The 25,040-nt window shown below is 63.1% G+C and carries 24 protein-coding genes; 16 read left to right on the top strand and 8 right to left on the bottom strand.

Features of this window, described 5'->3' with window-relative positions:
* Positions 1–111: 111 nt before the first annotated feature.
* Both G9Q37_RS00800 and G9Q37_RS00795 read left to right on the top strand, forming a co-directional pair.
* Positions 112–531 (top strand): hypothetical protein, encoded by a 420-nt coding sequence (locus G9Q37_RS00800; RefSeq protein ID WP_166223147.1) that lies wholly within the window; start codon positions 112–114, stop codon positions 529–531.
* A 162-nt stretch (positions 532–693) separates the two neighbouring features.
* The gene (locus G9Q37_RS00795; RefSeq protein ID WP_166223145.1) at positions 694–1,149 is read left to right on the top strand and encodes a helix-turn-helix domain-containing protein; all 456 of its coding nucleotides are present in this window, start codon (positions 694–696) and stop codon (positions 1,147–1,149) included.
* Positions 1,150–1,520: 371 nt separating this feature from the next.
* On the opposite strand, the gene G9Q37_RS00790 is transcribed toward G9Q37_RS00795, so the two are convergent.
* On the bottom strand, positions 1,521–2,453 hold the full coding sequence (locus tag G9Q37_RS00790) for a LysR substrate-binding domain-containing protein (protein WP_240936469.1): 933 nt from the start codon (positions 2,451–2,453) through the stop codon (positions 1,521–1,523).
* 83 nt (positions 2,454–2,536) lie between these two features.
* Here G9Q37_RS00790 and G9Q37_RS00785 point away from each other — a divergent pair, with 83 nt between their 5' ends.
* The gene (locus G9Q37_RS00785; RefSeq protein WP_240936468.1) at positions 2,537–3,280 is read left to right on the top strand and encodes a sulfite exporter TauE/SafE family protein; all 744 of its coding nucleotides are present in this window, start codon (positions 2,537–2,539) and stop codon (positions 3,278–3,280) included.
* A gap of 833 nt (positions 3,281–4,113) precedes the next feature.
* On the opposite strand, the gene G9Q37_RS00780 is transcribed toward G9Q37_RS00785, so the two are convergent.
* Positions 4,114–4,581 (bottom strand): MerR family transcriptional regulator, encoded by a 468-nt coding sequence (locus G9Q37_RS00780; RefSeq protein ID WP_166223139.1) that lies wholly within the window; start codon positions 4,579–4,581, stop codon positions 4,114–4,116.
* 64 nt (positions 4,582–4,645) lie between these two features.
* Between G9Q37_RS00780 and G9Q37_RS00775 the strand changes: the two genes are divergently transcribed.
* Both G9Q37_RS00775 and G9Q37_RS00770 read left to right on the top strand, forming a co-directional pair.
* Positions 4,646–4,948, top strand: a complete 303-nt coding sequence (locus tag G9Q37_RS00775; RefSeq protein ID WP_166223137.1) for a hypothetical protein — start codon at positions 4,646–4,648, stop codon at positions 4,946–4,948.
* A gap of 16 nt (positions 4,949–4,964) precedes the next feature.
* On the top strand, positions 4,965–5,957 hold the full coding sequence (locus tag G9Q37_RS00770) for an arsenic resistance protein (RefSeq protein ID WP_166223135.1): 993 nt from the start codon (positions 4,965–4,967) through the stop codon (positions 5,955–5,957).
* A gap of 1,172 nt (positions 5,958–7,129) precedes the next feature.
* Here the strand turns inward: G9Q37_RS00770 and G9Q37_RS21790 are convergent.
* The gene (locus G9Q37_RS21790) at positions 7,130–8,233 is read right to left on the bottom strand and encodes a coiled-coil domain-containing protein (RefSeq protein WP_240936467.1); all 1,104 of its coding nucleotides are present in this window, start codon (positions 8,231–8,233) and stop codon (positions 7,130–7,132) included.
* A 189-nt stretch (positions 8,234–8,422) separates the two neighbouring features.
* Here G9Q37_RS21790 and G9Q37_RS00755 point away from each other — a divergent pair, with 189 nt between their 5' ends.
* The 3 genes from G9Q37_RS00755 to G9Q37_RS00745 all read left to right on the top strand — a co-directional run bounded on the left by G9Q37_RS00755 (position 8,423) and on the right by G9Q37_RS00745 (position 9,873).
* Positions 8,423–8,686: a helix-turn-helix domain-containing protein gene (locus tag G9Q37_RS00755; protein ID WP_166223128.1), complete on the top strand. Its 264-nt coding sequence runs from the start codon at positions 8,423–8,425 to the stop codon at positions 8,684–8,686.
* 150 nt (positions 8,687–8,836) lie between these two features.
* Entirely contained in the window at positions 8,837–9,241 is a 405-nt protein-coding gene (locus tag G9Q37_RS00750; protein ID WP_166223125.1) for a hypothetical protein, read from the top strand.
* Positions 9,238–9,873, top strand: coding sequence for an NUDIX hydrolase (locus tag G9Q37_RS00745; protein ID WP_166223122.1), 636 nt, complete (start codon positions 9,238–9,240; stop codon positions 9,871–9,873). Before G9Q37_RS00750 ends, G9Q37_RS00745 begins: the two co-directional genes overlap by 4 nt.
* A 62-nt stretch (positions 9,874–9,935) precedes the next feature.
* On the opposite strand, the gene G9Q37_RS00740 is transcribed toward G9Q37_RS00745, so the two are convergent.
* Positions 9,936–11,618 carry a HipA domain-containing protein gene (locus G9Q37_RS00740; RefSeq protein ID WP_166223119.1) on the bottom strand — a complete coding sequence of 561 codons (1,683 nt, stop codon included), beginning with the start codon at positions 11,616–11,618 and terminating at the stop codon, positions 9,936–9,938.
* Positions 11,619–11,805: 187 nt separating this feature from the next.
* On the opposite strand from G9Q37_RS00740, the gene G9Q37_RS22005 reads away from it, so the two are divergent.
* Complete coding sequence (locus G9Q37_RS22005; RefSeq protein WP_166223116.1) at positions 11,806–12,252, top strand: SET domain-containing protein-lysine N-methyltransferase; 447 nt, start codon at positions 11,806–11,808, stop codon at positions 12,250–12,252.
* Here G9Q37_RS22005 and G9Q37_RS00730 read toward each other — a convergent pair.
* Together G9Q37_RS00730 and G9Q37_RS00725 are read right to left on the bottom strand one after the other, a co-directional pair.
* The gene (locus tag G9Q37_RS00730; protein ID WP_166223113.1) at positions 12,162–13,091 is read right to left on the bottom strand and encodes a hypothetical protein; all 930 of its coding nucleotides are present in this window, start codon (positions 13,089–13,091) and stop codon (positions 12,162–12,164) included. The two genes, G9Q37_RS22005 and G9Q37_RS00730, sit on opposite strands and share 91 nt — an antisense overlap.
* 656 nt (positions 13,092–13,747) lie before the next feature.
* Positions 13,748–15,082, bottom strand: a complete 1,335-nt coding sequence (locus tag G9Q37_RS00725) for an aminotransferase-like domain-containing protein (protein ID WP_166223110.1) — start codon at positions 15,080–15,082, stop codon at positions 13,748–13,750.
* 94 nt (positions 15,083–15,176) lie between these two features.
* Between G9Q37_RS00725 and G9Q37_RS00720 the strand changes: the two genes are divergently transcribed.
* Positions 15,177–15,797: a DJ-1/PfpI family protein gene (locus tag G9Q37_RS00720; RefSeq protein ID WP_166230817.1), complete on the top strand. Its 621-nt coding sequence runs from the start codon at positions 15,177–15,179 to the stop codon at positions 15,795–15,797.
* A 297-nt stretch (positions 15,798–16,094) separates the two neighbouring features.
* On the opposite strand, the gene G9Q37_RS00715 is transcribed toward G9Q37_RS00720, so the two are convergent.
* On the bottom strand, positions 16,095–17,102 hold the full coding sequence (locus G9Q37_RS00715; RefSeq protein ID WP_166223107.1) for an AraC family transcriptional regulator: 1,008 nt from the start codon (positions 17,100–17,102) through the stop codon (positions 16,095–16,097).
* Between the two features lie 147 nt (positions 17,103–17,249).
* On the opposite strand from G9Q37_RS00715, the gene G9Q37_RS00710 reads away from it, so the two are divergent.
* The gene (locus G9Q37_RS00710; protein WP_166223104.1) at positions 17,250–18,599 is read left to right on the top strand and encodes a tetratricopeptide repeat protein; all 1,350 of its coding nucleotides are present in this window, start codon (positions 17,250–17,252) and stop codon (positions 18,597–18,599) included.
* Positions 18,600–18,609: 10 nt separating this feature from the next.
* On the opposite strand, the gene gcvA is transcribed toward G9Q37_RS00710, so the two are convergent.
* On the bottom strand, positions 18,610–19,563 hold the full coding sequence (gene gcvA / locus G9Q37_RS00705; protein WP_166223101.1) for a transcriptional regulator GcvA: 954 nt from the start codon (positions 19,561–19,563) through the stop codon (positions 18,610–18,612).
* Positions 19,564–19,668: 105 nt separating this feature from the next.
* Between gcvA and G9Q37_RS00700 the strand changes: the two genes are divergently transcribed.
* The 5 genes from G9Q37_RS00700 (at position 19,669) to G9Q37_RS00680 (ending at position 25,030) form a co-directional block, all read left to right on the top strand.
* Positions 19,669–20,916 carry an aminotransferase class III-fold pyridoxal phosphate-dependent enzyme gene (locus tag G9Q37_RS00700; RefSeq protein WP_240936466.1) on the top strand — a complete coding sequence of 416 codons (1,248 nt, stop codon included), beginning with the start codon at positions 19,669–19,671 and terminating at the stop codon, positions 20,914–20,916.
* Between the two features lie 145 nt (positions 20,917–21,061).
* On the top strand, positions 21,062–21,514 hold the full coding sequence (locus G9Q37_RS00695; protein WP_166223098.1) for an aminoacyl-tRNA deacylase: 453 nt from the start codon (positions 21,062–21,064) through the stop codon (positions 21,512–21,514).
* A complete protein-coding gene (locus G9Q37_RS00690) occupies positions 21,511–22,308 on the top strand; it encodes an enoyl-CoA hydratase-related protein (RefSeq protein ID WP_166223095.1) in 798 nt (265 codons plus the stop codon). Before G9Q37_RS00695 ends, G9Q37_RS00690 begins: the two co-directional genes overlap by 4 nt.
* Positions 22,305–24,284 (top strand): AMP-binding protein, encoded by a 1,980-nt coding sequence (locus G9Q37_RS00685; RefSeq protein WP_166223092.1) that lies wholly within the window; start codon positions 22,305–22,307, stop codon positions 24,282–24,284. The genes G9Q37_RS00690 and G9Q37_RS00685 overlap by 4 nt, the downstream gene beginning before the upstream one ends.
* Positions 24,281–25,030, top strand: coding sequence for an electron transfer flavoprotein subunit beta/FixA family protein (locus G9Q37_RS00680; RefSeq protein WP_166223089.1), 750 nt, complete (start codon positions 24,281–24,283; stop codon positions 25,028–25,030). Before G9Q37_RS00685 ends, G9Q37_RS00680 begins: the two co-directional genes overlap by 4 nt.
* The last annotated feature ends 10 nt before the right edge of the window (positions 25,031–25,040 follow it).

The following is a 25,040-nucleotide window of genomic DNA, read 5'->3' as shown; positions in this document are numbered from 1 at the left end:
AACGACTTCGGGTGGAAGATCACTCTCGTCAGGGTGTACCCGGGCACCACGTCAAAATGCGAACCTGCCCGACAACGTACTAGCGCCCGACGCGGCGAAACAGAGAATCACGTGATTGAAAGCGATTTGGCCCAGATGAGTGCGGCAGAACTTCAGGCGCGCGCCGAAGAATTGATCCGTCAGGCGCAGCAGCAGTCGACGCGGGAGTTCGAGTCGACGCTCAATTTCCTGTCGGACAAACTCAAGACCATGGGCAAGACCAAGCGCGATGCTGTGGTGCACCTGGTGAAGATGATGACCAGCATCGAGGCCGAGCAAACGCTTACCGAGCTCAATACGATGGCTGGCCGGCCAACGCAGAGAAAGTCGACCCGCAGCGATCTCGACGCATCGGGCATGCCGCCCGAGGTGGGTGTGACCTACATGCTCCCCACGGGAGTGGTTTGGACCCGCAAGAACAAGACAGGCGTCACGCGCAGGGACTTCGCGGAACATGCGAAGACCACCACCTGGGCGGCGATGCGGGTTTGAGCTTCTTGCGGGATCTGGGCGAGGCGCCATCTCAAGAATGCAAGCACCATCTTTGCCCAGAGTACGGCTTGCTGCTTGCGCACCTGTGCAGGCACTTCGTCCAAAGCCAAAGAACACGATGCAAAGATGGCCTTCTTAATCTTCGGCAAGTAGCATGCGCATATGCCTAACCTCGCAAGCACCCTGAAGTCCGAAATTGCGCGCCTGGCGCGCAAAGAGCTGAAATCTGAGATTCAGCTCTTGCGAAAGACGGTGGCGTCACACCGCGGCGAGATCGCAGCGCTCAAGCGTGAGCTCAAAGCGGCGCAGGACGCGACGAAGCAACTGGCCAAGCAGATGAGCAAAGCCAAGCCTGCCGAGGAAAGTCCAGCAGCGCAAAGCCCGCGCCGCGGCAGGCGACCAGCTGGATATACCGCTGAGGGGCTACTCGTCATTCGCAAGCGACTGGGTCTGACCCAAGCGCAGATGGCAGCGCTATTGGAGGTATCTGCCTTGTCGGTTTACAAGTGGGAGAGCGGTCAAACAACACCGCGTGCGGCCCAGCAAGACAAGATCCTTGAGATCAAGAAAATCGGTAAGCGAGAGGCGATGAGCCGGCTCTCCATATTCAGCCATTGATCCGTGGACACAGCTCGGGGAATCTGCAAACAGGTGCAGTCAGACGGCTTCGACTGAAGCGCGCCACCGACCCCAGGCAGATGCAGAACCTCTAAAGAAGAGCGCTCCTTCATAGTGTCCAGAAGCATCGGGGAATAGGTGCACATACGTCGATTGCTTTGCCTGTGAGCAGATCAGCCTCGCTGGCATGGATCTTCCGCCGTCTCAGGCGACAGAACCAAACGCATTTGGCAATGCGTTGACCGACTACATCGACGGCTTAGCTTCGTTCTATGACATCGGAAAATTTCTATGTGCTTGAACGCTCACGGTAGACTTCCGCTAACGGCCAGAAGCAGTCGTTCCCCATGACCCGACCATGCGTCCTAGAGTCATCGACCAATGAGCGTCGGTTGCATCTTCAGCAGCGCATCGGCCAGAGCGCATACGCTGGAGAGCCCACTCCCTGCGGGGGTCATGCAAACGAGCAGTTTTCTGCGAGACCAAGCATCTGACAGTGGGACGATGCGGGTACCGTCCATGCCAAAGCGCGCGGCAGCGCTCTCGGGCATGACCGCCGCCCCCACGCCCGCAGCGACCAGTTCGGCCACAGCGTCAAAGCCGCCCAGACGTACTCGATGGCGCGGAACGCGGCCACTGCGGCTGGCCTGGGCCGCCAGAAAGCGGCTGAGTCCACTGTCCCAGGCCAAGCCCACCAAGGGGTGCTCGAGCAATTCGCCATAGGCTATCGAGCGGCGGCGGCCCAGCGACCAGTGCTCTGGCCACAGCACCACCAGACGGTCATCGACCCAAGGTTGCGCCAGCAGCCCGGAAGTATCGACGTGATCGGCGACGATGCCCAGCTCGGCCGTGCCACGGCGCAAGGCGTCAATGACCGCCTCGCTCGGTAGCTCTTGCACGTCCACATCGAGGTCAGGGGTCTTCACCAGAAACTGTCCGATCGTGCGCGGCAGCGTCTCGGTCATGGCGGCCGTGTTACACAGCAGCCGAACCGTACCGCGCAAGCCATGGCCAAAGCTCGCCATCTCCACATGCAGCGATTCGAGCTCAGCCAGCACGCGATTGGCGTGGCGCAGCAAAGCGCGTCCCGCATCGGTGGGCGCCGCACCGGACTTGGAGCGCTCGAGCAGGTGCGATCCGGTCGCGTCCTCCAGAGCCTTGAGGCGCGCACTCGCGGCAGCCAGCGAGAGGTTCACGGCCGAAGCAGCAGCTGTGATAGTTCCATGCGCCACGACAGCGGCAAACAGATGCAGGTCAAACGGATCGATGCGGTAATCGGTGGTACGGCGCTTGGCGGTGCTCATGGTGGCCATCCTACGGAATTCACGAAGGATGTGTTCGCGACTGCACGATGGACAGCACATGCGCTGTGCCGGCACCATCGGGCATGGACATGTTGCAGCTCTTGATGGTGGTCATGGTCTTTGTGCTCGCTGGCAGCGTAAAGGGCATCACCGGCATGGGGCTGCCCACGGTGGCCATCAGCTTGCTGGGCTTGTGGATGCCACCGGTGCAAGCGGCTGCGCTGCTCGTGATCCCCTCGTTGGCGACCAACGTCGCGCAGTGCCGTGGCCCTCACCTGCGCGCGCTCGCTGCCCGGCTGTGGCCAGGCTGGCTGGCGATAGCGATCGTGACCGTCAGCGCACCGGGTCTTGGAGGAGCCGTTTCTGCGCAAGTGGCCAGGGGCTGGCTCGGCGGCATCCTCGTGGCCTATGGCCTTTGGGGCCTGTGGCGACCCCGCCTGCCCGATCTTTCGCTTTCGAGCAAATGGCTCGGCCTGCTTGCAGGCACGACCACCGGGTTTGTCACGGCCCTCACGGCTGTCTTTGTCTTGCCTTGGGTTCCCTACTTGCAGACGCTGAGGCTGAGCAAGGATGAGATGGTGCAAGCGTTGGGGCTGTCATTCACCGTTGCCACCCTCTCACTCGCAGTGAGAATACAGATGTCCGCGCCGCTCGGGTCCGTCTCGTCGTCCGTTGCCATCGCGGTGTGCGGGGCTTTGCTCGGTGCATTCGGCGGACTCAGGCTTGGGGAGGTGCTTCGCGGCCGCCTCGCCGGCCCAGCGTTCCAAAAGGCACTTTTCATCGTTTTCATCGGTCTGGGCGCAGCCAACCTGGTCCAGGCCCACTGACAGACCATGAGCGGACAACCGGAGCTGCTTGCGGCCGCCGCCCTGCTGGAGCGGGCTTACCGGCTGGCTCATGTGCTGTAAGGCGAAGCTTGGCTTGACATCGAGAGCCGGCAGTTTGTTGTGAACGAGCTGGTCGAGGTGCTGGATGAGGCTCGTGTCGCGCTTCTTGCTGCAAACGGCTTGCCTGGACCGGTCTGACTTACACTGGAAATTGCTGGCGGAGAGCTGCCTTGGGTCGAAACTTGAAGCTAGGGTCGGAGTGAAGCGGTCACCGGCCTATGTAGGCTCACCTGGATCCGGCGACCTTCGAATCAACAGGCTGATTCATACCGACCTGCAGATCCTCAACAACGCCAGCCCAATCGGCGCCCTGCCGGACGGCATGACGATGGATCTGATGGGACAGGACGCAGACGGCAAGAGCTACAAACTGGCAGAGGGAGTTGTGCGTGACGGGCAGCTCCACTTTCGCAGACGACATCGAACGGCAGATCAGGCAGGTTCCTAGCTCCGACGACGCACCAGCTGACGAGTGATCGGATCAATGTCGGACAGCAGTCCGTCTGGCCTGCAGGCCAATGCCGATGCCAGAGTTGACCGACGCCTTCTAGAAGTACACCGGCGGAATGAGACTCCGTTGGACAGAGAGGGCGGGACAGAGCTGCGACCTGACGTCTGCTCTCGGCCAGTTGCAGCCATTCGTCGCGCTTGGTCGAAGGTCAGTTCTCGGGCGTGTAGCAGTCGTAGGGGTTGTAGCGCCAGGATAGCTGTCGAGAGCCCTACGAACCCTGCTCAGCATCTAGTGGGGGCCTGGCCCGGGCACCACGTCGCACTCACCCCGAACAACATCCGCCGTTGGGTGGCGCCTTCCGTCGCTCCTTGCGCAAGTCCTCGAAGATGCAGCATTGCGCAGCCGGCCCGCCCGCGCATTCCTGATCGCAGTCCTGCACGAAGCGCGCAAGGCTGCGCTCCAACTGCCGAAGCTCGATCATCTTGGCCCGCACCGCACCCAGGTGCGACGCGGCGATGTCTCGTGCGTCCTGGCAGTCCCGGTCGGCGTTGTCGGCCAGGGCCAGCAGCGCCCGGGTGTTATCGACGCTGAATCCCAGATCGCGGCAATGCCGGATTAGGTTCAGCACGTCCACCACGGCCGGCGGGTACACGCGGTGCCCGCCCTCGCTGCGGGCACCGGGTGCCACCAAGCCGACCTCCTCGTAGTACCGGACGGCCGAGACAGCCAGGCCCGCCCGGCGGGCCACAGTGCCGATGGACAAATACTGTTCTGGCGTCAGGGCTTGCATCTCAAGTTGCTTGAGCTTTTAGATTCAGATGTGCGGAATGTATCCGCATACTTGAAAGCTGACGATGAAGAAGCCCTTGTTTGCCGTTCTGGGGGTTGCCGGCGCGTGCGCCGCCTGCTGTTCCATCCCGCTGATGCTGCCGCTGCTCGGCGGCACCGCCTTCGCCGCCTTGCTGGCCGGCTGGAGCCTGGAGCTGGGCACGGTCGTGAACTTGCTGATTGCCATCGTGCTGGTCGCCTCAGTCGGTGCCGTCGTGTGGATAAGGCGAGGGCGCAAGGCTGGCTGCGAGAATTCCAGCGCATCCACGCCAGCCGCGTGCACCCTGCCTCCCGGGGGCTGCGGCTGCGGCCCCAAATCCGCCTCATAGCCTCCTACACGCACGCATGACCCTTGTTTCCCTGCGCTCCCTTCTCGAAATCCGCCAGGTCGCGATCTACTTCGCCGCCGTGATGCTCGCGGGCATCGTGGCCTGGCAGTGGCCGGCCTCCACGGCGATGGCACCGGCCATTGACCCCCTGCTGGCCTTCATGCTGTTCGTCACGTTTCTGCAAGTGCCGCTGACCGAGCTGCGGCGTGCGCTGTCGAACATGCGATTCCTTGGCGCGCTGCTGCTGGCCAACTTCGTCATGGTGCCGGTGCTGGTGGCCGTGCTGCTGCCCTGGATGCCGCAAGACCCGCTGCTGCGGATCGGCGTGCTGCTGGTGCTGCTGACGCCCTGCATCGACTACGTGGTGACCTTCGCGCATCTGGGCAAGGCCGACGCCAAGCCGCTGCTGGCGTCCACGCCGCTGCTGCTGGCCGCGCAGATGGTGCTATTGCCGGTCTACCTGAGCCTGTTCATGGGTGATGCAGCCGCAGGCCTGGTGCAGTGGGGACCGTTCCTGCACGCCTTCATCTGGCTGATCGCGGTGCCGTTGTCGCTCGCGGCCATCTGCCAGGCGTGGGCCGCGCGCTCGACGGCTGGGGATCGCGTCGTCGGATGGCTCGGCCTGATGCCCGTGCCGGCCACGGCTGCCGTGCTGTTCGTGGTTGTCGCATCCGTCGCGCCGCAGCTCGGCCAGGCACTCGATGCCGTGCGCCAGGTCGCCGCGATCTACGTGGCATTCGCCATCGCGGCCCCGTTGCTCGGCTGGGGTCTGGCCCGCTTGTGGCGCCTGCCGCCCGACCAAGGCCGGGCCGTGGCGTTCAGCTCGGCCACGCGCAATTCCCTGGTGGTCCTGCCCCTGGGCCTGGCCATCCCCGGCGCCGTGCCGTGGGTGCCCGCCGTGATCGTGACGCAGACCCTGGTGGAGCTGATCAGCGAGCTGGCCTATGTGAAGGTGGCGCCGGTCTTAGGTGCCAAGGCCTCGCGCGAGTGCCGAAGAACTAGCCGGTGACAGCATGGCCGCAAGGCGGTCGCTCGTACACACGTCGAAACGGACTGCTACGGGCCCATAGCGGACCTCAAGTGTCATCTGACGTCAGCGTGACAAACACCGACTGAATTCGCGACTAGCGAACTCGCGGCTCACTGCACGGGCGTCCCGATTCATCCTCGATGACTTTCGTTCGGAATACTTGCAGCTCCGCATCTTCAGGATGCTGAACCCAAGGCGTCACTTCGCCACGGCCTCCTTCGATGAGCGCCGCCACAACGGCGTTGCCCACGACGTTACCCGTGACTGCTGGTCCGACGGGAGCGCCTGATGCAACCGCTTGAACAGCTCGTTCATTTGCGTCTGGTAGGGCAGGTGGTTGGCGAGTCGCCGCCATGTACGCTTCGATACTTGGCGCTGTGTAGCTTTCTGGTTCGAAGTACGAATAGAAACGAATGCTCTGATTCGGCTGACGAGGTATCCACAATCCGCCGTTAAAAAAGTGGTACTTCTTGTCAGCGGTGTGCGAGGGATGCGCCCCGTACACGACGAGACGCCCGCTTCCTTTGAAGAAGGTCCCGAGCTCGTTCTCAAGAACAGCTGAGTAGGTTCCGGGCAATAGGCCACGAACGTGCCGAGTTGGCTGATACGTTATCAAGAAGGGTGAGCTAATGACGATGCATCTGGGCTTTGTGACTTGCTTAAGGCCTTCCACCTCTGGCAAGGATGAGCACCCGAGAAGGAGGATTGGTAGTGCTAGCCAGCAAACGCGAGCGAAGTACTTCGGAAACAAAGATGCGCCTCCCCGGGAAAATTTGGGCATGACGAGAAGCATATGATTCGGTTGACGAGTCTGACTTGCGGCAGACCGCTTATGGCCGATTGCGGAAGTCTAGCTGCGGCGGCACCAATCCGATATTCATGAAGTAGGGATCCTCGCCACGAGCCTCTGATCAACCGCATCGCCATTCATCGCAACCGGTGAACGGTCCAATTCGTTCAGGTAGCGTGCTACCTCACAGCGGAAAGAAGGAGGTCGCGGATCCGTTTATGGGACGGTGCGGAAAATCCCCGCGGGAACACGTGCTCTCGTTTAACCAGAAGTTGCTCACTGTCAGCCGCTGCGGAACTGAATCGGCAGCATTCAGAGAAGCGACTGCCGCGTCCCGAAGACCGCCCACCGGGCCCGAACATCACTGCAGCTGAGCGTAGCTCTTGCGCCCGCCGCGCCGTTGGTACTCCGCGAAGCGCTTGGGGTTGTTTTCCTCACAGGCCACGATTTGCTCCCCAGCCTCTCGCATCAGCCGTTTGTTCACGAAACCCGAGATTCGCCCAATCTCCTCCTCGCGGGCAATGACTTGCCTCGCAGCCTGAGTGCGCCGCTTGCACCAGATGATGTCGCGCTCGATCTCGGCGAGCTGGCTCTGCAACTCTTCCGCCTCCTTGCGCTTGGTCTCTGCCGCTTCCAGGTCTCGCTGGCGCTGCAACTCCGCATCCAGACGACGGCGAACGCCAGGCACTTTGCCATCGGGATCGTTGTCCCGGTAGTCCTCAATGAACGCCAGCATTGACGATGTGGAGTTGACCTGGGCATACCGCTCGCGGTACTCCTGCAGCTGCAGTTCACGCTTTACATCGGCTAGCTGCTCGATCAATTGGTCAGGATCATCCCCCCGGTACTTCTGCTCGAAAGCGCGCAGCGCGATCAGCGACCCCTTGGCATTCTGAAAATCTGCCAGGTATTGCGCGCGCTGCTGCTCGGCGCGCCGCATGTCCTCCTCGCGCAAGTAGCGCTCGATGCTGTCAACCACCTTGGCATCACGAACCACACGGTGAATCGCATCACCGTTCAGGAACATGAACCGCGGGTTGGACGGGTTCGGGGTGAAAAAGGTGGACTCGCATGGGTTGTATTCCACCTGACCCGATGGGTTGGGCTCGCATCGAATGGTCGCAGGCGCACGGGTATCCAACCGGGTACCGCCAAGGAAGTTCGCCTGCAGATACAGGATCTTCTTGGCCGGGTCCGCATGCAGTCGCTCGCGGCAAGTTGCAGGCCCGTCCGGCCCCACCGAAACCACCCAGTCGCCCTGCGTAAAGAAACCAGCGGTCTTCGGATCTCGGTTGATGCAGACGCGCAGGAGCTTGGCGGCGTATTGCTGCTCCGCTGCGCGACAGCTCTTGCCGAAGCAATAGGCGCTTTGCGCGCCCAGGCGCTCGGTGTACTCAATGGCCCATGGCTCTCCGCTTGCTCGAGCCGGGGCGGGCTGCAGCGCGCCGAGAAGCGCGGCAAACATGGCAGCGCCCGCCACCAAGTGTGAAAGATGTGATCTCAAAGAACGCTCCCGCTGGTTGGGGTCTGGCCAGTGCCTCATGGCAGGCCTTGACTTCACGCTGAATTGAATGGGTTCGAGTCCCCTTCAGGCGGCGCGTTTTGTACCATATATACGGGTGTGTAAACAGTACTTTCGCATGACAGTGCGGCGGTGCGCAGTACCCAGAACCCCGACCTCATGCAGGCCTTCGCGGCGGAGGTGAAGGCGCGCCGGGGCGAACTGGGCATTTCCCAGGAAGAGCTCGCCCACCGAGCAGCCGTCAACCGCACGTTCGTGGCCAAGGTGGAGCTGGCGCAGAACCAGCCCTCGCTCACCGTGCTGCACAAGTTGTCGCTGGGCTTGGAGATGGACCTGCCAGAGCTGCTGCGCCTGACACTCTTGCGCTACAAGCGGCTCAAGCGCACCAAGACCTGAGCATCTCGGCACCGAACTGCTGGTGGCAGCCGTGCCCGCTTAAAGGGTTATCGCCTGTGGCTTGCGGAAGCGGTGTTGTCCATCATGGCGGTCACTGGCCTTTGGTCGCGCTCGGCCACGGGGCCATTCGTCATTTCAGGGAGCGCCAGCATGTGGCTCATCACCCCCATCGGGTTCTTCAGCGTGGTTCGCAAGCCCACGGACATCAAAAACAAGACATTGACCGTCCGCGCCCGCGTGCGCTCGGATCTGGAAGCGCTGCAAGCGCAGTACCTCGCTGAACTGGGCCCGATTCAGGAGAGCTCGGTCAATGACTACCGCTTTAGGGCGGTTGCGCCCCAATCGGCGGTTGCTGCCGCCATGGCGCGACTTATTGAGCACCTTGACTATTCGAACTTCAAGGATGCCGTGAAGCAGCGCCAGGGTGCTGCCCGGGCTCACCTGTATCACGGGGTGTGGGATGTCCTCTACCGGCTCCAGCAAGAGCCCAACGTGTTCACGAGCACCCCCACCAAGCGCGGCCGTACGCGGTCGGCTGGGGCAGGTTCCTCATGAGCGCGCCTGTCTTTCACCCCAGGCCCGACGATCAAGGTGCGCCTGTACGGCTGAAGAATCCCAGCAGCCCCACGCCCCTCTCCGCCTGGTCCGATCCGAGCGCTACTGCCTGCGTGGTGCCCGAGGGCGAAATGCCGGCCTCAGTGAACGGCATCGCAATCAGGCGCTGGTCAGACGCCCCCACCTCTGACGAGGGCTGGGAAGCCCTGGCAGTCAGCCAATCGATTGTCGAGCCGCCCTTCGAGGTTCCTAAGGGTTACAAGAAGGCCGCCGGTGCGGTCATCCGCGAGGCTGACGGCCGAATCTGGGTCGTGGCGCCCAGCAACGCTTTTGCAGGCTACCAGGCGACGTTTCCGAAGGGCACGATGGACGGCAAGTCGGCCCAGGCGACGGCCCTGGTGGAGGTGTTCGAAGAGAGCGGACTGCAAGTGAGGCTGATCAGGCACCTCATCGACGTTCCTCGCACCCAGAGCTACACCCGCTACTACCTCGCCGAGCGGGTCGGGGGTAACCCGGCGGACATGGGCTGGGAGACGCAGGCGGTGATGCTCGTGCCATCAACGCAGCTGACCGAGGCCCTCACAAGCCCCCAGGACGCGCCGATCGTGAATCTGCTGGCGTCGATCGCCTAACGCGGCGAATCAGGCGGACGGAAACGCTTGAGGCCGTCCGGCTTGGGCTTTAGACCTTATGGCTAAGCGATGTCGAGCTCCCGCAAACATTTCGCGGCAAGGGTCGCACCCTCAATGGCCGTCTGGGTCATGGCGTGCTGAAACTGCGCCATGTCGAACTGGCTCATGCCCACCGACAACTGTCCCGCCTGATCCCTCCAACGCGCGAGCACATTGAGCTGCCAGCGCAACTGATCAAGTGCCAGCTTAGGCTCCATGCCAAATGCGCTTGACGCCTTCATCAAGGGCAAGAGCCTCATCTCGAGCCCTGACCCAGCTGCCTGCTGCGCCTTCAACGACTGCATCGAGAAGGAATGCAGGCGCAGGCCATACGCCGGCGCAAGACGCCACAGCCCGTTCCCCGCGTAGACAAAGCTGATCTTGCGCAACTCATCGCCCGGTTGACGGATGAGGCACATGAACAGCAGACGCTGCCACAGCTCGCGGGCGTCTGATGAGAAATCGAGGCACCGCTCGCGCATCACACCCAGGAGCTCCAGTGGGCTGATGACATCGCACTCGTTGGCGTGCAGCATGCTCCGGGCGGACAGAACGGGCTTGCGCTTGCCGTCACTTGCCCGGTCGAACCGCGGTGCGATCAGGAAGGGGCCTGACGGCGAGTGCCGCAGAGTGACAGTGACGCAGTCGATCCCGGCCATCGCGGCCAGCGACATGGCCAAGGCCTCTGAGCGATTGGGCAGAGAGTCACCGAAGCGCTTGGGGAGTTTTGCAGCCCATAGGTCGTTGTCCCTGCCCAACCAAGTGACCTTGGGGCGTGAGCCGCCAAGAGCGGTGGCGCTCGTCATCAGCAGTTGCAGTTGCGCAGAGCTCACGGTCCCGCCCTCAAAGGCGTGAACAGCCGCAGCAAGGGAAGGCAGATCTGATTCGCGGGGGAGCGTGCGGCGAGAATGAGAGAGTTCCTCTGGGGACTCCCCTGACGAAACAAGCCGCAGGGCGCCCAGGCGCACGACGTTGGGCACGGCCTTCAATCCCTCCAGAGCACGAAGCGCCCTACCCTCCCAATTAGACGCCCCGAGCAGCCCAATCTCGCTGGCCTTGCTCATCACCTGCAGCCCGAAGCCGGACGGCGCGGTCTCTGCCAATGCTGCAAAAACGTTGAGGTCTTCCCCCTGCAGCGGCGTGAACCGCTGAGGCGCTGCCGTATGGGCCAGGTCGGGTGAGACGGGAAAGTAGCGGGGGCTGCTCAGCCAGCTCACGTCGTAGGCGAACTCGGAAAACAACTCGTCGTTCTGCGCATAGACCTTGAGGCTCCCAAGCACCAGAGACGTATGCCCAAGGTGGACCGTGAGGTGATCCAACAGGCGAGCTTGGGACTCATGAAGCAGCTGCTGGGGGTTTTCAGGCGGCGCAACGACGTCGACCGTCGCCTGCTCAGGCGCAGCCACCACGGCCGGGCGCGGCGTCGAATGTCCGCAGCGGCCACGCCTGTCGCGGTACTGCCGATGCCGGATGGCCAGCAGCCGGTTGAACTCCCTAAGCAATCCGAGGTGCAGCGCGCCACGCATCACGATCAACAGAGAGACACTCGATCCACCACGCTCGATGCGGCGAACCAAGCCGATGGAGGTGCCAATCTGTGACGCGAACTCGTGCTGGGTCCAGCCGCGGCGGCGCCGGCATTGGCGGATGCAGTTGCCCAGGCGCTTCTCGGCACGGGCGATAGCGTGAGGAGCTGGAAGATTCATGGCGGCAAGGGGTCTCAAGGCACCCTTGCCATTCTTGCGTCACGACTGCTGGTCTGCTCTGAATTTGCGGGATCACGCCACGCGCCAACCCAACCTCTACTTCTGACAGGCTCAGGAAATCGAGGGGACCACAATCCTGGCGGAGTACGGCTTTACAGAGGCAGGGGTCCGCGCGGTCGTTGAGGACATGTCAGACCATGCCGACATGCCCGCATGCTTCGACAAATTCGAGGTCCGGCCTTCGCCGGTTGAGGGCGTCGGTCTGTTCTGCCTCCGCTCAATCCGAGCGGGCGAAGTAGTAGCACTTGCAAGGCTTGGTGATTGCCGCACTGTCGCTGGGCGACGAACCAATCACTCCCCCATGCCAAACTGCGCCTTTGAGGCTGTCGCCAATGGCCTCGCAATGGTGGCCCTGCGCGATATCCAAGAGCAAGACGAACTGACGGTGGACTATCGCCAGGTCGCGCGTGTCAACGGCTGGTCGGCCCAGCCAATCGACGCTGAAGTGAGGACCACGGCTAGGTGGCGCGAGTCACTTCTGCCTCATCGGCAGTTGAGCAGTTCACCGGTACTCAAGAAAGTCACCGAGCGTGCACCAGCCGAATACTCGCCAAGGCCTGTCTCGCGAACCTGACCGAACCGTGACAACCGCTTCAGCCTTTCGGCGCGAGTCAAACCTGGTGCGCAGTGGTCGGCCCCTGCTTGCTCCGGGCGCGGAGGTTCACGCGGCTCCGGCGCAGGCTGAGACATCTTTGTGATGAGGTTCCATCGAACTGTGAAGCCTTGAACTCGCTTGTATGCATCAATGGGCATGAACTCATCAAACTGAGTCTCAAATCCAATGGCCTTGCCTTCGTTGTCCACGTTGCGGCTGAGGTCCGACAGCTTCACCAAGTGTTCGAATACTTTGAACCCATCAGCGTCAGTGAACTGAACAAAGATTCCTCTGCCAAGATTCTCTTCTCGAAGTGGAGCGTCGACCATGTAGTGAGGAGCGTCGCTGAGGTGAACGGATACATACACGCGACTGTCGAGCCACTTTGTCTTAGCCGAGACATCGAATCCTAAGAACGACTTTGTCTGCGACGTCCACTCCCGCAGAACTGCTTGGCTTTCCTCCTCTTTGATCCTCTGAGCATCGAACACCTTCCATACCCCGAAGGCAAGCGCCGCGAGCACCACGAAAGACACCACTATGGCCACTGCGATCTTGGTCGCGCCTAGAAAAAACGATCGGATCTGCACTGCTACTCCCTCTTGCGAAATGGCGGAAGGCGACTGGTTTTCACCTGAACTTGCCGTGCCTTGGACCGTAGACATCGACTCGAACCGCCCCAGGTGTTTCGCGATTGAAAGCGCGTGATTAAGCTGCGCCTGACCATAAGACGCAATGACACGCGCCTTGAACTCTTCAAGACTCCTACAGTCGCGAGCCAGTCGCGATAGCGCAGCCTCTATCGGATCTTCGGACATGCGGCAAGCAAGGCAGGTTCGATCGATTGCTTGAAAGCCTAGTTGAGGCTCCTCTAGGCCAGCCCGAAAGATGATATCCGCGTCGCAATGGACGGTGGGCAATGTCAAATCGCCGCTGCTCAAGTGGCACGGGGCTCCGCCGAGCCCTTAGCAGCCCCGTGGCGGGGGGGCAAATGGGGGTTGATGCAGTGCTACGGCTGGGAACCGCTCAGCGCCTAGCGTTTGACAGACTCTCTCTCCGCCAGCGAGTCTGGAGCCCCTGCAGTGCAGGGGCTTTTTTGTTGGGTGAATGCGAGGCGTGGCGCGGGGTTGCCGGAGGGCTGAGGCCGTTCTCACTGCTCTCAAAGGTGCCGGCAGCTGCGCTCTCAAGCCGCCAACAGGTGACTTCTCGCCAAATGGGAACTTCGCCCGATCCAGATTGACGACCGCGGCCGCGGTTGGGAGCCTGGTCTGCCGCTGCGCTACTCGAGGTGATCTCAAGGCAGCGCGGGCTGACCGCTGCCGGGGATGTGCAGCCAGTTCAATTGCTTCGACAACTTCCACATTGCAGCGATAGCGGCCTTTCGGACATCTGACTGCAGCAGGCTGCCGTTGGCACCAAGCGGACCACCGTTCACCTCGGCGCAACGCGGCCATTGGGCCGCGGCAGACAGAGGTCAAAGCGTTGGCGCTTCGACCTCTTGACGCACCCGCGCAAGGGCTCGCTTCAGATCGTCGTGTGGGACAGAGCCGAGCGCCAGTCGCAAGGCATGCGGGACATGATCGGTCGTGGCAAACGGTTCGGCTGTCGACACCGCGATGCCAGCCCGCATGAGTGCTCCTGCGGTTCGGTCGGCGCGCACATCCTGCGGGAGCGGCAGCCAGAGGAAGTACGACGCCGGATGGCGCAAGGTCCGCAGACCTTGCAGCGCCTCGGAGGCCAGTGCCTGTCGCGTCTCGGCGTCCTGGCGCTTCTCCGCCTCCAATCGATCTACCGTGCCGTCGACCAGCCAGCCGATGGCGATGGACGTCATCACACCCGGGGTGTTCCATGTCGTGGCGCGTATCGCGCGCGCGATGCGCGGAATCCACTTCGTCGGGGCGGCAACAAACCCCACGCGAAGCCCCGTGGCAACGCTCTTCGAGAGTCCGGAGACATAGACGGTCGAGTCCGATGCAAGGGCAGCCAAAGGCTCGGGTGGATCGTCGGCGAGGAAGGCATAGGCGGCATCCTCGATCAACAGCAGACCGTGGCGGCGAACGACCGCCACCAGTTGCCGCCGACGCGAAGCGCTCATGACCCAGCCAAGCGGGTTGTGCAGGGTCGGCATCGCGTAGACGGCCTTGACCCGACGGCGCCGGCACGCGGAGTCCAGCGCATCGATATCCGGACCCTGGCCGGAATCAGGCAGCGGCAAGAGTTCGAGCCTCTGCTGCTCGGCCAGTACTTTGAAGCCCGGGTAGGTCAGCGCATCCACGGCCACGACGTCCCCAGGTTGCAACAAGGCCATGACCGTTGTCGCCAGACCATGCTGCGCACCGTCGACGATCAGGACCTGATCGCCCGTCACGCTCAACCCCCGGGCCCCCAGGTGCTCCGCCACCAGCGCGCGTTCGTGTGGGCGACCGCCATGCGGCTGATAACGCAACAGCGCCTCGAGGTCCCCCGATGCCGCGATCTGCCGAAGCGCTGTGCGGAGGAGATCTGCCTGTTCCGGCAGAGCCGGGTAATTGAAGTTCAGATCAACCACGCCGGCGGCCGCCGCATGCTGATCGATACCCAGGCCGCGCGGAAGGGTGGCTTCTCGGACAAATGTTCCCCGGCCCGTCTCGCCGCTGACCAGCCCCATTGCCTCCAGCTCCGCATACACGCGAGACGCCGTGACGAGCGCCAGACCTTCGCGGGTCGCGAGGGCCCGATGCGTCGGGAGGCGGGTTCCTGGCGCCAGCTGGCCTGCACGAATCTCCGCGGCGTAACGGTCAACCAGTTCCTTGTAGCGGGCGATTGGCATGCGCAAGCGTATCCATGACGATTATTTGATCGTACTGAATCGTCGATCTAGCATCACGCCCGATCAACGATTCATCGCCACGGCAGTACCCGTCATGCACATCGCCATCCTCACTTTCGAAGGCTTCAACGAACTGGACTCGTTGATCGCACTGAGCATCCTGAACCGCATCAAACGGTCGGACTGGCGCGTGTCGATCGCCAGCCCGACGGAGCGGGTATGCTCCATGAACGGTGTCGTGATCGAACGCCAAGCCTCGCTCGAAGACGCCAGCGCCGCCGATGCCGTCATCGTTGGCAGCGGCATACAGACACGCGAGGTCGTGGCCGACGCCGCGCTCATGTCGCAACTTCGGCTCGACCCCGCACGACAGTTGATCGGCGCACAGTGCTCGGGCGCACTGGTGCTCGCCAAGTTGGGGCTCCTGGCCAGCGTATCCGCCTGCACGGACCTCACGACGAAGCCATGGGTGCTCGAGGCGGGCGTGAGCGTGCTGGACCAACCGTTCTTCGCGCGCGGCAACGTCGCCACGGCCGGAGGCTGCCTCGCGTCTCAGTACCTCGCGACCTGGATCATCGCCCGCATCGAGGGCATCGAGGCCGCCAGGAGCGCGATGCACTACGTCGCACCCGTCGGAGAAAAGGAGGCCTATGTGTCGCGCGCCCTTGCGAACGTGACGCAGTACCTTCCAAAGTCGGCCACCGCTGCTTCATGAAGCGACACAGATGGACGTCGGCAGATCTCGGCCTCGTCCCTCTGACCGTGCTGGCGCACAGGCCCACCAGCCGCAGCACCTGGCGTTCGCTCAGACCCAGATCCCGCAACGGCCGAACGCCCCCCAACGTGCCTCCGCGGCTTTCTATGGGGCACCTCGCGCATCGCGTCGATCAAGCATCGAGTGGGTCAGCAGCTTGCGGAGGTGGGTGCTCTCCGCCTCCAGCGACCTCCCTTGACCGGCATCAAGCTTCTCGTTGAACGTCAAAGCCTGGGCTGTCTCGGTCAAGGTGATCTCTCAAGGCGGTCGCGCTCGTCCGAACAGATGGGTTGCTGTCTGTTCACGCCGCCATGCAGCTGGCGAAGTCTTGAAACTTCGCTTGAAGGCTCGGTGGAAGGCTGGCTCACTCTCATAGCCCGCGGCTTGAGCGATACGCGCAATCGGCTCATCGGATTCGCGGAGTTGCTGCGCCGCATGGCGCATGCGCTGCCTCGCCAGGTAACGCATTGGCGGCTCACCCACCAGCGAGGTGAAACGCTCGGCAAACGTCGAACGGGACGCACCCACGCTGTGTGCCAATTCCTCGGTGGTCCACGCGCGCTGATGATCAGCGTGCAGAAGTGCCAATGCGCGTCCCACCCTGGCATCGCGAAGTCCGGCGAGCCAGCCCGTGCTGCCTTCGGGTTGAAGTTCAACGTATTGCTGTACGGCCTGTGCAAAGAGAAGCTCTGCAAGACGGCTGAGTACGCTGGGCGTCAAGCCGTGGGGTGCGCTCTGCGGCTGTGCTGCAAAACGCATGGAGCTCTCCAGCCAGTTGGCAGACGTCGCATCGCCAACGGAGAGATGAAGGACATGAGGCAACGCCTGGATCAAGGGATCGTTGACATTGTCATGACCCAGGTAGCCGCAGAAGAAGCGCGCCCCCCGAGTTTGTCCGGGGTGCATGACGCGCATCAAACCGCCCCCTGCAGCCTGATGCTCGATTTCTTCCACCGACAGAGGCGTGACGGTCAGGTCGCTGCCCAATCGGTGGCGATGGTTGCGCGGCAAGATGGCGAGATCGCCTGCACGCAGCTCGACGGCATCGGCATCACCTTCCACGCGCAGTGACATCGCGCCTTCACAAACATAGTGGTAGGCGATCACCTCCCGAGGCAAGGGGCTGAACTCACCACAGTCCTCGGGCCCCACCTGAGACAGCACGCACCAAGGCTCACCGAATTCGGCCTCTACGAACACTCCGCCCCGCAAGCGAAGCGTGCGCAGTATGTCGCTCAGGGCACTGGTGGCGTCGAAGTTGGACATGTCCGGCGGCTCGGCTAAAAAACTCGGCGGGGCGAGGATGGTAATCGCGAACCAAGGTTCCTAAAGTGGCGAACGCAGCATCGCTGCTGTGTATTCGGCGCGCAGCAGCGGCGCTGAAAGACCTGAAAAGACCACGGAGTGAAAAACATGATTACCGACGCGCAGGGGCTCTCCCTCACTGGCGCCAGCCGAGAAGCGGCAGCACATTTCGATCAAGCGGTCAACGCTTTCAACCTCTACAGGGGCGACCCTATCGGCGCCCTCGACGCAGCGCTGGCCACAGCGCCGCGATTCGCCATGGCCGCACTGTTGAAGGTGCATCTGATGGCAGTGGCCACCGAGCCGCAAGCATCCGAAGCCGCGCGTGAGTTGCTGGCCGAGGTGGCCGATTGGCCTCTCAACGAACGCGAACAGTCGCATCTCGTCGCAGCACGCCACATCCTCGCCGGGAAATGGTCGGCGGCGGCAAACCGCCTCGACCACCATCACACGGAATGGCCACTCGACATCGTGGCTCTCCAGGTGGGACATCTGGTGGACTTCTTTCGCGCCAACGCCCGCAATCTGCGCGACCGCATTGCGCGTACCCTGCCGCAATGGTCGGCCGACACACCGGGCCGTCACTTCCTGCTGGGCATGCTGGCTTTCGGTCTCGAAGAGAACGGCCAATACGCGCAAGCCGAAGACCTGGGGCGCGCTGCAATCCAGCTCGAGGCGCGGGACTGCTGGGCCCATCACGCGGTCGCACACGTCATGGAAATGCAGGCCCGCCATGAGGACGGCGTGGGTTGGGCAATGTCGCGCGAGCCACACTGGAGCGGTGATGACAACTTTTTCCAGATCCACAACTGGTGGCATCGCGCGCTGTGTCACCTGGAGCTCGGCCAGATCGATGCCGTGTTCAGGCTCTACGACGGACCCATTCGCGCCAGCCGCAGCGCGGTGGCGGCGGACATGGTCGATGCCTCTGCCCTTCTGTGGAGGCTTCAGCTGGCGGGACATGACGTTGGGGACCGCTGGCACGAACTCGGTGATGCCTGGAACGCTCACGCTGACGGCCACAGCTACGCCTTCAACGACTGGCACGCTTCCATGGCTTGGCTGGGTGCAGATCGCATGGCCGATGTACAAAAGCTTGAGGCCCGTCTGCGTGCCGCAGGGCAAGGCAGCGAAGCCGCTCGCTGGGCGGGTGAGACGGGTGCAGACCTGGTGTCGGGCTTTGCCGCATTCTGGCGCGGCCGGTTCGGCGATGCCATCGAGTCGCTATGGCGTGCACGCTCCATTTCCAACCGATTCGGAGGCAGCCACGCGCAACGCGACGTGATCGACCTCACCCTGATGGAGGCCGCCTTGCGCAGTGGCAAGCGTTCGGTGGCCGAGGCATTGGTGCGTGAGCGGCTGGCACAAAGGCCTCACAGCGGCATGAATCAGCAACTCTTGCGACGCGTGCTGGCACCCCTGCGTGACACGGGTGCAACCGCGCCGCAGGCGGCCTGAACCAAGGCCCTCACCCCATGGGAAGCTTGAATCGCTTGTTCAAGCCTTCCAGAAACGCGCGCGCTTCGGCCTCGATCCATTGGGCCAGGCGCTCAACCCGCTCGCTCGGGGGCCTGTCTCTCGGGTAGAGCAAACGGTAGGCATATGGTCCGGGCAGCCATCGCTCATCGAGCGGCAGCAGGCTGCCCTCCATGAGGGCCGTTCCTGCGAGCACCGACGACGCCATCGCCACACCTTGGCCCGCGGTTGCCGCGTCCAGCGTGAGGTAAGAGTGCGAGAAATGCATGCCACGGCTCCACTTGGCGTCTGCAACACTGTTACCGAAGCGCATCCGGGCCCACCGCGGCCAGTCGATTTGATCGGGGATGCGCACTTCATACTCGTCGTGCAGCAAACCCGCTTCGAACAGCCGCGTGGGGCCGCCTTTGGCCCCCACACGTGCGGCGACCGCTTCGCTGGCAACGGGCAGGAAGTACTCCCGCATGATCTCCACCGCTTGCATGGCAGGGTAGTTGCCCGCGCCCAGGCGAATGGCGAGGTCGACGCGATCCCGGGAAAAATCCACGGGGGGAACCGACGCCAGCAAGCGCACCTCGACGTCCGGGTTGCTGGCCTGGAAGCGCCCCAGGCGGGGCATGAGCCAGCGCGTGACGAACGAGGGCATGGCGGTCAATGTCACCTCATTGGACTGAGCGGTCCGACGAACATCTTCCGAACAGATCTCCAGGCGCTCCAGCACCGCTTGCACCTCCCCGAAGTACCGGCGCCCCACGTCGGTCAACGCAACCGATCGCGGCCCACGCTCGAAGAGCTTCACACCCAGTGACGCCTCCAGAAGCTTGATCTGATGACCCACCGCACCCGGGGTCACGAACAGCTCTTCTGCCGCCTTCGAGAAACTGGCTTGGCGCGCTGCGGCCTCAAACGCCCGAACAGCCAGAAGCGGAGGAATTCGACGAGACATATGACTCAATAAAACTAACCCTAAGAGGGCAAAAGCTTTCGTTTGCGAGCGGGTTTTGGGTCAATTATCTTAGCCCTCGTTCTCATTCACAACGAAAGGCAGACGATGGATCTTCAAATTCAGGGCCTGAGCACAGAGCAACTCGGCGCCGGCTACCGCCAGGTGCTGGTCCCGTGGTCGGTTCAAGGCAATCTCAATCCCCCGGTGATCACCCACGCCAAGGGCTCGTACTTCTACGATCAGCACGGCAAGGCATTTCTCGATCTCACCAGTGGGTATGTCGCCGTCTCCTTGGGACACGGGCACCCCAAAGTCGTCAAAGCCATTCAAGCGCAGGCCGAGCGCCTTTGCTGGACCGCTTCGAGCTACTTCAATGATGTGCGCGCCAGCTATGCGGAGCTGCTGCAGAAGATTTCCCCGTGGCAAGAGGGGCTGCGGGTTCATTTCGCCTGCGGCGGTGGCGAAGCGAACGACGATGCGGTGAAGATCGCGCGCCTGGTGACCGGCCGGTCCAAGGTTCTCACGGCCTACCGCTCTTACCACGGCAGTACGCTGGGCTCGAGCGCACTGACGGGCGTTGACCGTTGGCGCGACCCCATTCCCGCCCCCGCCGGCTTCGCCAAGTTCGTGGCGCCCTATCCCTACCGCAGCCCCTTTCACACCACCGACGGCCCCGAGGAGGCACAGCGGGCGCTCGATCACCTGAAGATGGTGCTCTCGCATGAGGGCGCACAGAACGTCGCCGCGATCCTGATCGAACCGGTCACCGGATCCAGTGGTCTCGTGCTGTATCCGCGGGGTTATCTCGAGGGTGTGCGCCAACTCTGTGACGAGCACGGCATCCTGCTCGTCTTCGACGAAATCATGACGGGGTTCGGGCGCTGTGGCGCGCCATTCGCGGCACAGCGCGTGGGCGTTCAACCCGACATGATCACCTTTGCAAAAGGTGCAAGCGCCTCTTACACCCCCCTGGGCGGCGTCCTGGTGCGGGAGAAGGTGGCGCGTCACTTCGACACCCATCTCTTCGATGTCGGGCACACACACGCGGGCCATGTGCTCGCTGTCGCGGGCGGCCTGGCTGCGCTGGAGGTCTATCTGGAAGAAGGCCTGTTCGAGCGGGCCAAATCCATCGAGAAGTGGCTCAACACCGGTCTCCAGCAACTGCGCGAACGCCACAAGATCATCGGCGACGCGCGCGGTTTGGGTGCTCACTTCGGCATCGAACTGGTGCGTGACCGGGAAACCAGGGAGCCCCTGGTGCGCTGGCACCACCCCGATGGATCGGCCCCATGCGAACGCTCTATACGGAACTGCTCAAACGCGGCGTTCATGCCTATGGCCGCTACAACGTGATGATCATCGCGCCGCCGCTGACCATCGAAAAGCACGAGCTCGATGCCGGACTCGAGGCATTGGACGAGGCGCTGTCGGTGGTGGAGAGTCGACTGTGACAACTGCGCCCGCCGCTGCTCCCACGACACGGTGCAATCAGCACACCTTGGATCGCCACGGCCGCACGGAGGGGCTTGTCTTCGAGCTGATCGAACTCGATCACGAAGCGCCAACGGCAAGCGCGGCATCGGAACAGGTCGGCTGCCCCGTGGAAGACATCGTGAAAACCCTGCTGTTCGAGGACGACGCGGTTGTGGTCGCGGCCGTGCTGGCGGGCTCGGACCGGGTCGACCGCCGAAAGCTGCAGCGACTCATGGGCTCCACCTCGCTGCGTCTGTGCTCGCACGACCGGGTGATCGAGCACACCGGCTACCTGCCTGGTGGCGTTGCGCCCATGGGCTTCTACAAGCCCACGACCGTCGTGATCGATCGCAAGATCACCTTGCGACGAAGCGTCATTACCGGGGGCGGAACGCCCCGACACCTGATGCGCATTGCGGTCGATGACCTGATCGCTGGTGCCCATGCCACGGTGGAAGACATTGCGGAGAAAGCATGAAATACGAAGACATCACCGTGAATCGGCGCAAAGGCGTCGCCGAGATTCAGATCAACCGACCAGAAAAATACAACGCCTTCCGTGCGCAGACGATCGAGGAACTGCTCGACGCCTTTCGACAGGCAGGCGCCGATCGATCCGTCGGCGTCATCGTCCTGACGGGCGCGGGCGACAAGGCCTTCTGTACGGGTGGCGATCAGTCCTCACACAGCGACGGCGGCTACGGGGGGCGCGGAGCGATAGGGCTTCCGGTGGACGAACTGCAGAGCCTGATCCGCGACGTTCCCAAACCCGTGATCGCCAAGGTGAACGGCTACGCCATCGGCGGGGGCAACGTCCTGGTGACGGTGTGCGACCTGGCGATCGCCGCCGACCATGCACAGTTCGGGCAAGTCGGCCCCAAGGTGGGCTCCGTCGACCCCGGCTTCGGCACCGCTTTGCTCTCGCGCGTTCTCGGTGAAAAGCGCGCCCGCGAAGTCTGGTTCCTGTGCCGGCGATACAGCGCCGATCAAGCCCTGGCCATGGGCTGGATCAACGCGGTTGTTCCTCGTAACGAACTCGACGACGAAGTGCAGCGGTGGTGTGACGAGATTCTTGCGCTGAGCCCAACGGCCATCGCCATCGCCAAGCGCTCGTTCAACGCCGATACCGAGCATCTTCGCGCGGTGTCGGCACTTGGTTTCGAGGCGCTCGCGCTCTTTTATGGCAGCGCCGAGTCTCGGGAGGGAGTCGCCGCCTTCGCGGAAAAGCGCAAGCCGCAGTTTCGTGTGCTGCATCAGGAGCGCGATCGATGAGTGCTGGCACTGACTTCGCCTGGACGCCCGCCCCCCAGACGATCGAGCGTTCGAACATTCACGCCCTGTGCGCCATGCTCGGCGTTCGCGATTACGACGGGTTACACCGGCTCTCGTTGGACGACACGTTCCGCTTTCATCAGACCGCGATGCGCCACTTGGGCTTCGAGTGGTTCCGCTGGCCTGACGCACTGATCGCCGAGGGTTGCGATCCGCGGCTGCCCCACTGGTTCGCTGGAGGCGAACTGAACTGGGTTCACAACGCCTTGCGCCGCGGCGAGAGTGACGCTGGTCGGCACCAGATCGCATTGATCTGTGAGCAGGAGGACGGCCGGGTGCAGCAGCTGAGCTACTTCGAGCTTCGGCAAGAGGCCTTGCGCAAGGCTGCAGGGTTGCGCGCCAGCGGTATCCGCCGCGGCGACCGGGTCGGACTGATGTTGTCCATGGGCAAGGATGCGGTGGTGGCGTTCCTCGCGATCAGCGCGCTTGGCGCCATCGCCGTTCCGCTGTTCACGGGCTTCGGGGCCGACGCCATGGTGGCTCGACTGCAGGCCTGCGATGCGCGGGCGTTGATCACCGATAGACACCTCACTCGCCGAGGCCAAACCACCGATCTGTGGGAGCGCCTGGTGCTCGTCACGCGCCAGTTGCCCGCTTTGCGCGTGGTTTTCATCACGACAGAGGCTCCTGCGCGCTCGATCGCCGGGAAAGCGGTCATGCCCTGGTCTGACGTGGGACGCGATCAATCAATCGATTCGATCGAAGCCATGGGGGCCAACGATCCTTTCATGATCGTTTACACGTCGGGGACCACAGGACGCCCCAAGGGCGCGGTTCACACCCACGGTGGCTTTCCAGTCAAGATCGTCGAGGACAGCGCCTATCACTTTGATCTCAAATCCGGTGATCGGTGGCTTTGGCCCAGTGACCTGGGTTGGATCGTCGGCCCGATCACCATCGTGGGTGCGCTGTGCCTGGGGGCCACACTGGTGTGCTACGACGGCGCACCCGACCACCCCGATTGGAGCCGCATGGGGGCCATGATCGGCAGGCATCAGGTCACCCATTTCGGTGCCTCGCCGACACTGCTCAGGGGCCTCATGCAGAACGCCGACAGCAGTCTGAGTGCACCGAGGTCCGACTTGCAGGTTCTCATCTCGGCCGGCGAGGTGTTGCCCGAGGATGTCTTCGATTGGTACCTGAACGACTTCGGCAACGGCCGTGCCCCCGTGATCAATTACACCGGCGGCACGGAGGTTTCGGGCGCCATCCTGGGCAACGTGGTCACCCGCCCGATCAAAGCCTCGGGCTTCAACGCGGCATCGCTGGCGGCCGATGTGGTCGCCTACGACGACGCGGGTCTTCCGTGCAGGAACACCGTGGGGGAGCTCGTCATTCGCCGCCCCTTCGTCGGCATGACGCATGGCTTCTGGCAAGAGCCAGAGCGCTACTTCGATGCCTACTGGTCGCAGTTTCCCGACGTCTGGACCCATGGCGACTTGCTGCTGCAAGACGCGGATGGCCACAGTTTCATCAAGGGGCGCTCGGACGACACACTGAAGATCGCCGGCAAGCGTGTTGGGCCGGCCGAGGTGGAAGAAGTGGCGCGCATCCAGGGTGTCCGAGACATCGCGGCCGTTGGCCTCTCCGATGACGTCAAGGGCCAGCGGCTGGTGTTGGTGGTCGTGCCCGAATCGCCATCGCTGGCAACGCCCGAACTGGCCCAGGCGGTGGCAACCGCTGTTCGCGCCGGGCTTGGCAAGCCATTCGCGCCAGCTTCCATCCACTGGATCGAAATGCTTCCGAAAACACGCAACGGCAAGGTTCTGAGGCGCATGCTGCGCCGCGCACTCGAAAACCAGGCATTGGGCGATACCTCCTCACTGGAGAGCACGTCCATGCTCATGGCCGTTGAACGGCTGCGGGCCAGCGTTTTCGGACCGCCGCCCGGATCAACACAGGAGGCTCACGCATGAGAATCCTCGTCCCCGTCAAGCGCGTGGTCGACTACAACGTGAAAGTCCGCGTGAAGAGCGACGGCAGCGGAGTGGACATCGCCAACGTGAAGATGTCCATGAACCCCTTCGACGAGATCGCCGTGGAAGAGGCGGTGCGCCTGAAAGAAAAGGGTGCGGCCACCGAGGTGATCGCCGTCTCCTGCGGCGTGGCGCAGTGCCAGGAAACGCTGCGCACGGCCATGGCCATCGGCGCCGACCGCGCCATCCTGGTCGAGACTGATGCCGAACTGCAGCCGCTGGCCGTGGCCAAGCTGCTCAAGGCGCTGGTGGACAAGGAACAGCCCGGCCTGGTGATCCTGGGCAAGCAGGCGATCGACGACGACTGCAACCAGACCGGCCAGATGCTGGCCGCGCTGGCCGGCCTGCCGCAGGCGACCTTCGCGAGCAAGGTCGAGATCGACGGCCAGAACGCCAAAGTGACCCGCGAGGTCGACGGCGGCCTGGAGACGCTCTCGGTGGCCATGCCCGCCGTGGTCACCACCGACCTGCGTCTGAACGAGCCGCGCTACGTGACGCTGCCCAACATCATGAAGGCCAAGAAGAAGCCGCTGGAGACCATCAAGCCCGAGGACCTCGGCGTGGACGTGGCCCCGCGCATCAAGACCCTCAAGGTGAGCGAGCCGCCCAAGCGCGGCGCCGGCGTGAAGGTGCCCGATGTGGCCACCCTTGTGAGCAAGCTCAAGAACGAAGCCAAGGTGATCTGAGGAGCGCACT

It is taken from the genome of Hydrogenophaga crocea, from assembly GCF_011388215.1.
Taxonomy (GTDB): domain Bacteria; phylum Pseudomonadota; class Gammaproteobacteria; order Burkholderiales; family Burkholderiaceae_C; genus Hydrogenophaga; species Hydrogenophaga crocea.
This window is presented reverse-complemented; position numbering and strand designations above follow the sequence as displayed.

What these genes read in the sequence shown, in the direction of transcription:
- G9Q37_RS00795 (WP_166223145.1), top strand. Translation starts at nt 694, where the DNA reads ATGCCTAACCTCGCAAGCACCCTGAAGTCCGAAATTGCGCGCCTGGCG.
- G9Q37_RS00790 (WP_240936469.1), bottom strand. Translation starts at nt 2,453, where the DNA reads ATGAGCACCGCCAAGCGCCGTACCACCGATTACCGCATCGATCCGTTT.
- G9Q37_RS00785 (WP_240936468.1), top strand. Translation starts at nt 2,537, where the DNA reads ATGGACATGTTGCAGCTCTTGATGGTGGTCATGGTCTTTGTGCTCGCT.
- G9Q37_RS00780 (WP_166223139.1), bottom strand. Translation starts at nt 4,581, where the DNA reads ATGCAAGCCCTGACGCCAGAACAGTATTTGTCCATCGGCACTGTGGCC.
- G9Q37_RS00775 (WP_166223137.1), top strand. Translation starts at nt 4,646, where the DNA reads ATGAAGAAGCCCTTGTTTGCCGTTCTGGGGGTTGCCGGCGCGTGCGCC.
- G9Q37_RS00770 (WP_166223135.1), top strand. Translation starts at nt 4,965, where the DNA reads ATGACCCTTGTTTCCCTGCGCTCCCTTCTCGAAATCCGCCAGGTCGCG.
- G9Q37_RS21790 (WP_240936467.1), bottom strand. Translation starts at nt 8,233, where the DNA reads ATGTTTGCCGCGCTTCTCGGCGCGCTGCAGCCCGCCCCGGCTCGAGCA.
- G9Q37_RS00750 (WP_166223125.1), top strand. Translation starts at nt 8,837, where the DNA reads ATGTGGCTCATCACCCCCATCGGGTTCTTCAGCGTGGTTCGCAAGCCC.
- G9Q37_RS00745 (WP_166223122.1), top strand. Translation starts at nt 9,238, where the DNA reads ATGAGCGCGCCTGTCTTTCACCCCAGGCCCGACGATCAAGGTGCGCCT.
- G9Q37_RS00740 (WP_166223119.1), bottom strand. Translation starts at nt 11,618, where the DNA reads ATGAATCTTCCAGCTCCTCACGCTATCGCCCGTGCCGAGAAGCGCCTG.
- G9Q37_RS22005 (WP_166223116.1), top strand. Translation starts at nt 11,806, where the DNA reads ATGTCAGACCATGCCGACATGCCCGCATGCTTCGACAAATTCGAGGTC.
- G9Q37_RS00730 (WP_166223113.1), bottom strand. Translation starts at nt 13,091, where the DNA reads ATGTCCGAAGATCCGATAGAGGCTGCGCTATCGCGACTGGCTCGCGAC.
- G9Q37_RS00725 (WP_166223110.1), bottom strand. Translation starts at nt 15,082, where the DNA reads ATGCCAATCGCCCGCTACAAGGAACTGGTTGACCGTTACGCCGCGGAG.
- G9Q37_RS00720 (WP_166230817.1), top strand. Translation starts at nt 15,177, where the DNA reads ATGCACATCGCCATCCTCACTTTCGAAGGCTTCAACGAACTGGACTCG.
- G9Q37_RS00715 (WP_166223107.1), bottom strand. Translation starts at nt 17,102, where the DNA reads ATGTCCAACTTCGACGCCACCAGTGCCCTGAGCGACATACTGCGCACG.
- G9Q37_RS00710 (WP_166223104.1), top strand. Translation starts at nt 17,250, where the DNA reads ATGATTACCGACGCGCAGGGGCTCTCCCTCACTGGCGCCAGCCGAGAA.
- gcvA (WP_166223101.1), bottom strand. Translation starts at nt 19,563, where the DNA reads ATGTCTCGTCGAATTCCTCCGCTTCTGGCTGTTCGGGCGTTTGAGGCC.
- G9Q37_RS00700 (WP_240936466.1), top strand. Translation starts at nt 19,669, where the DNA reads ATGGATCTTCAAATTCAGGGCCTGAGCACAGAGCAACTCGGCGCCGGC.
- G9Q37_RS00690 (WP_166223095.1), top strand. Translation starts at nt 21,511, where the DNA reads ATGAAATACGAAGACATCACCGTGAATCGGCGCAAAGGCGTCGCCGAG.
- G9Q37_RS00685 (WP_166223092.1), top strand. Translation starts at nt 22,305, where the DNA reads ATGAGTGCTGGCACTGACTTCGCCTGGACGCCCGCCCCCCAGACGATC.
- G9Q37_RS00680 (WP_166223089.1), top strand. Translation starts at nt 24,281, where the DNA reads ATGAGAATCCTCGTCCCCGTCAAGCGCGTGGTCGACTACAACGTGAAA.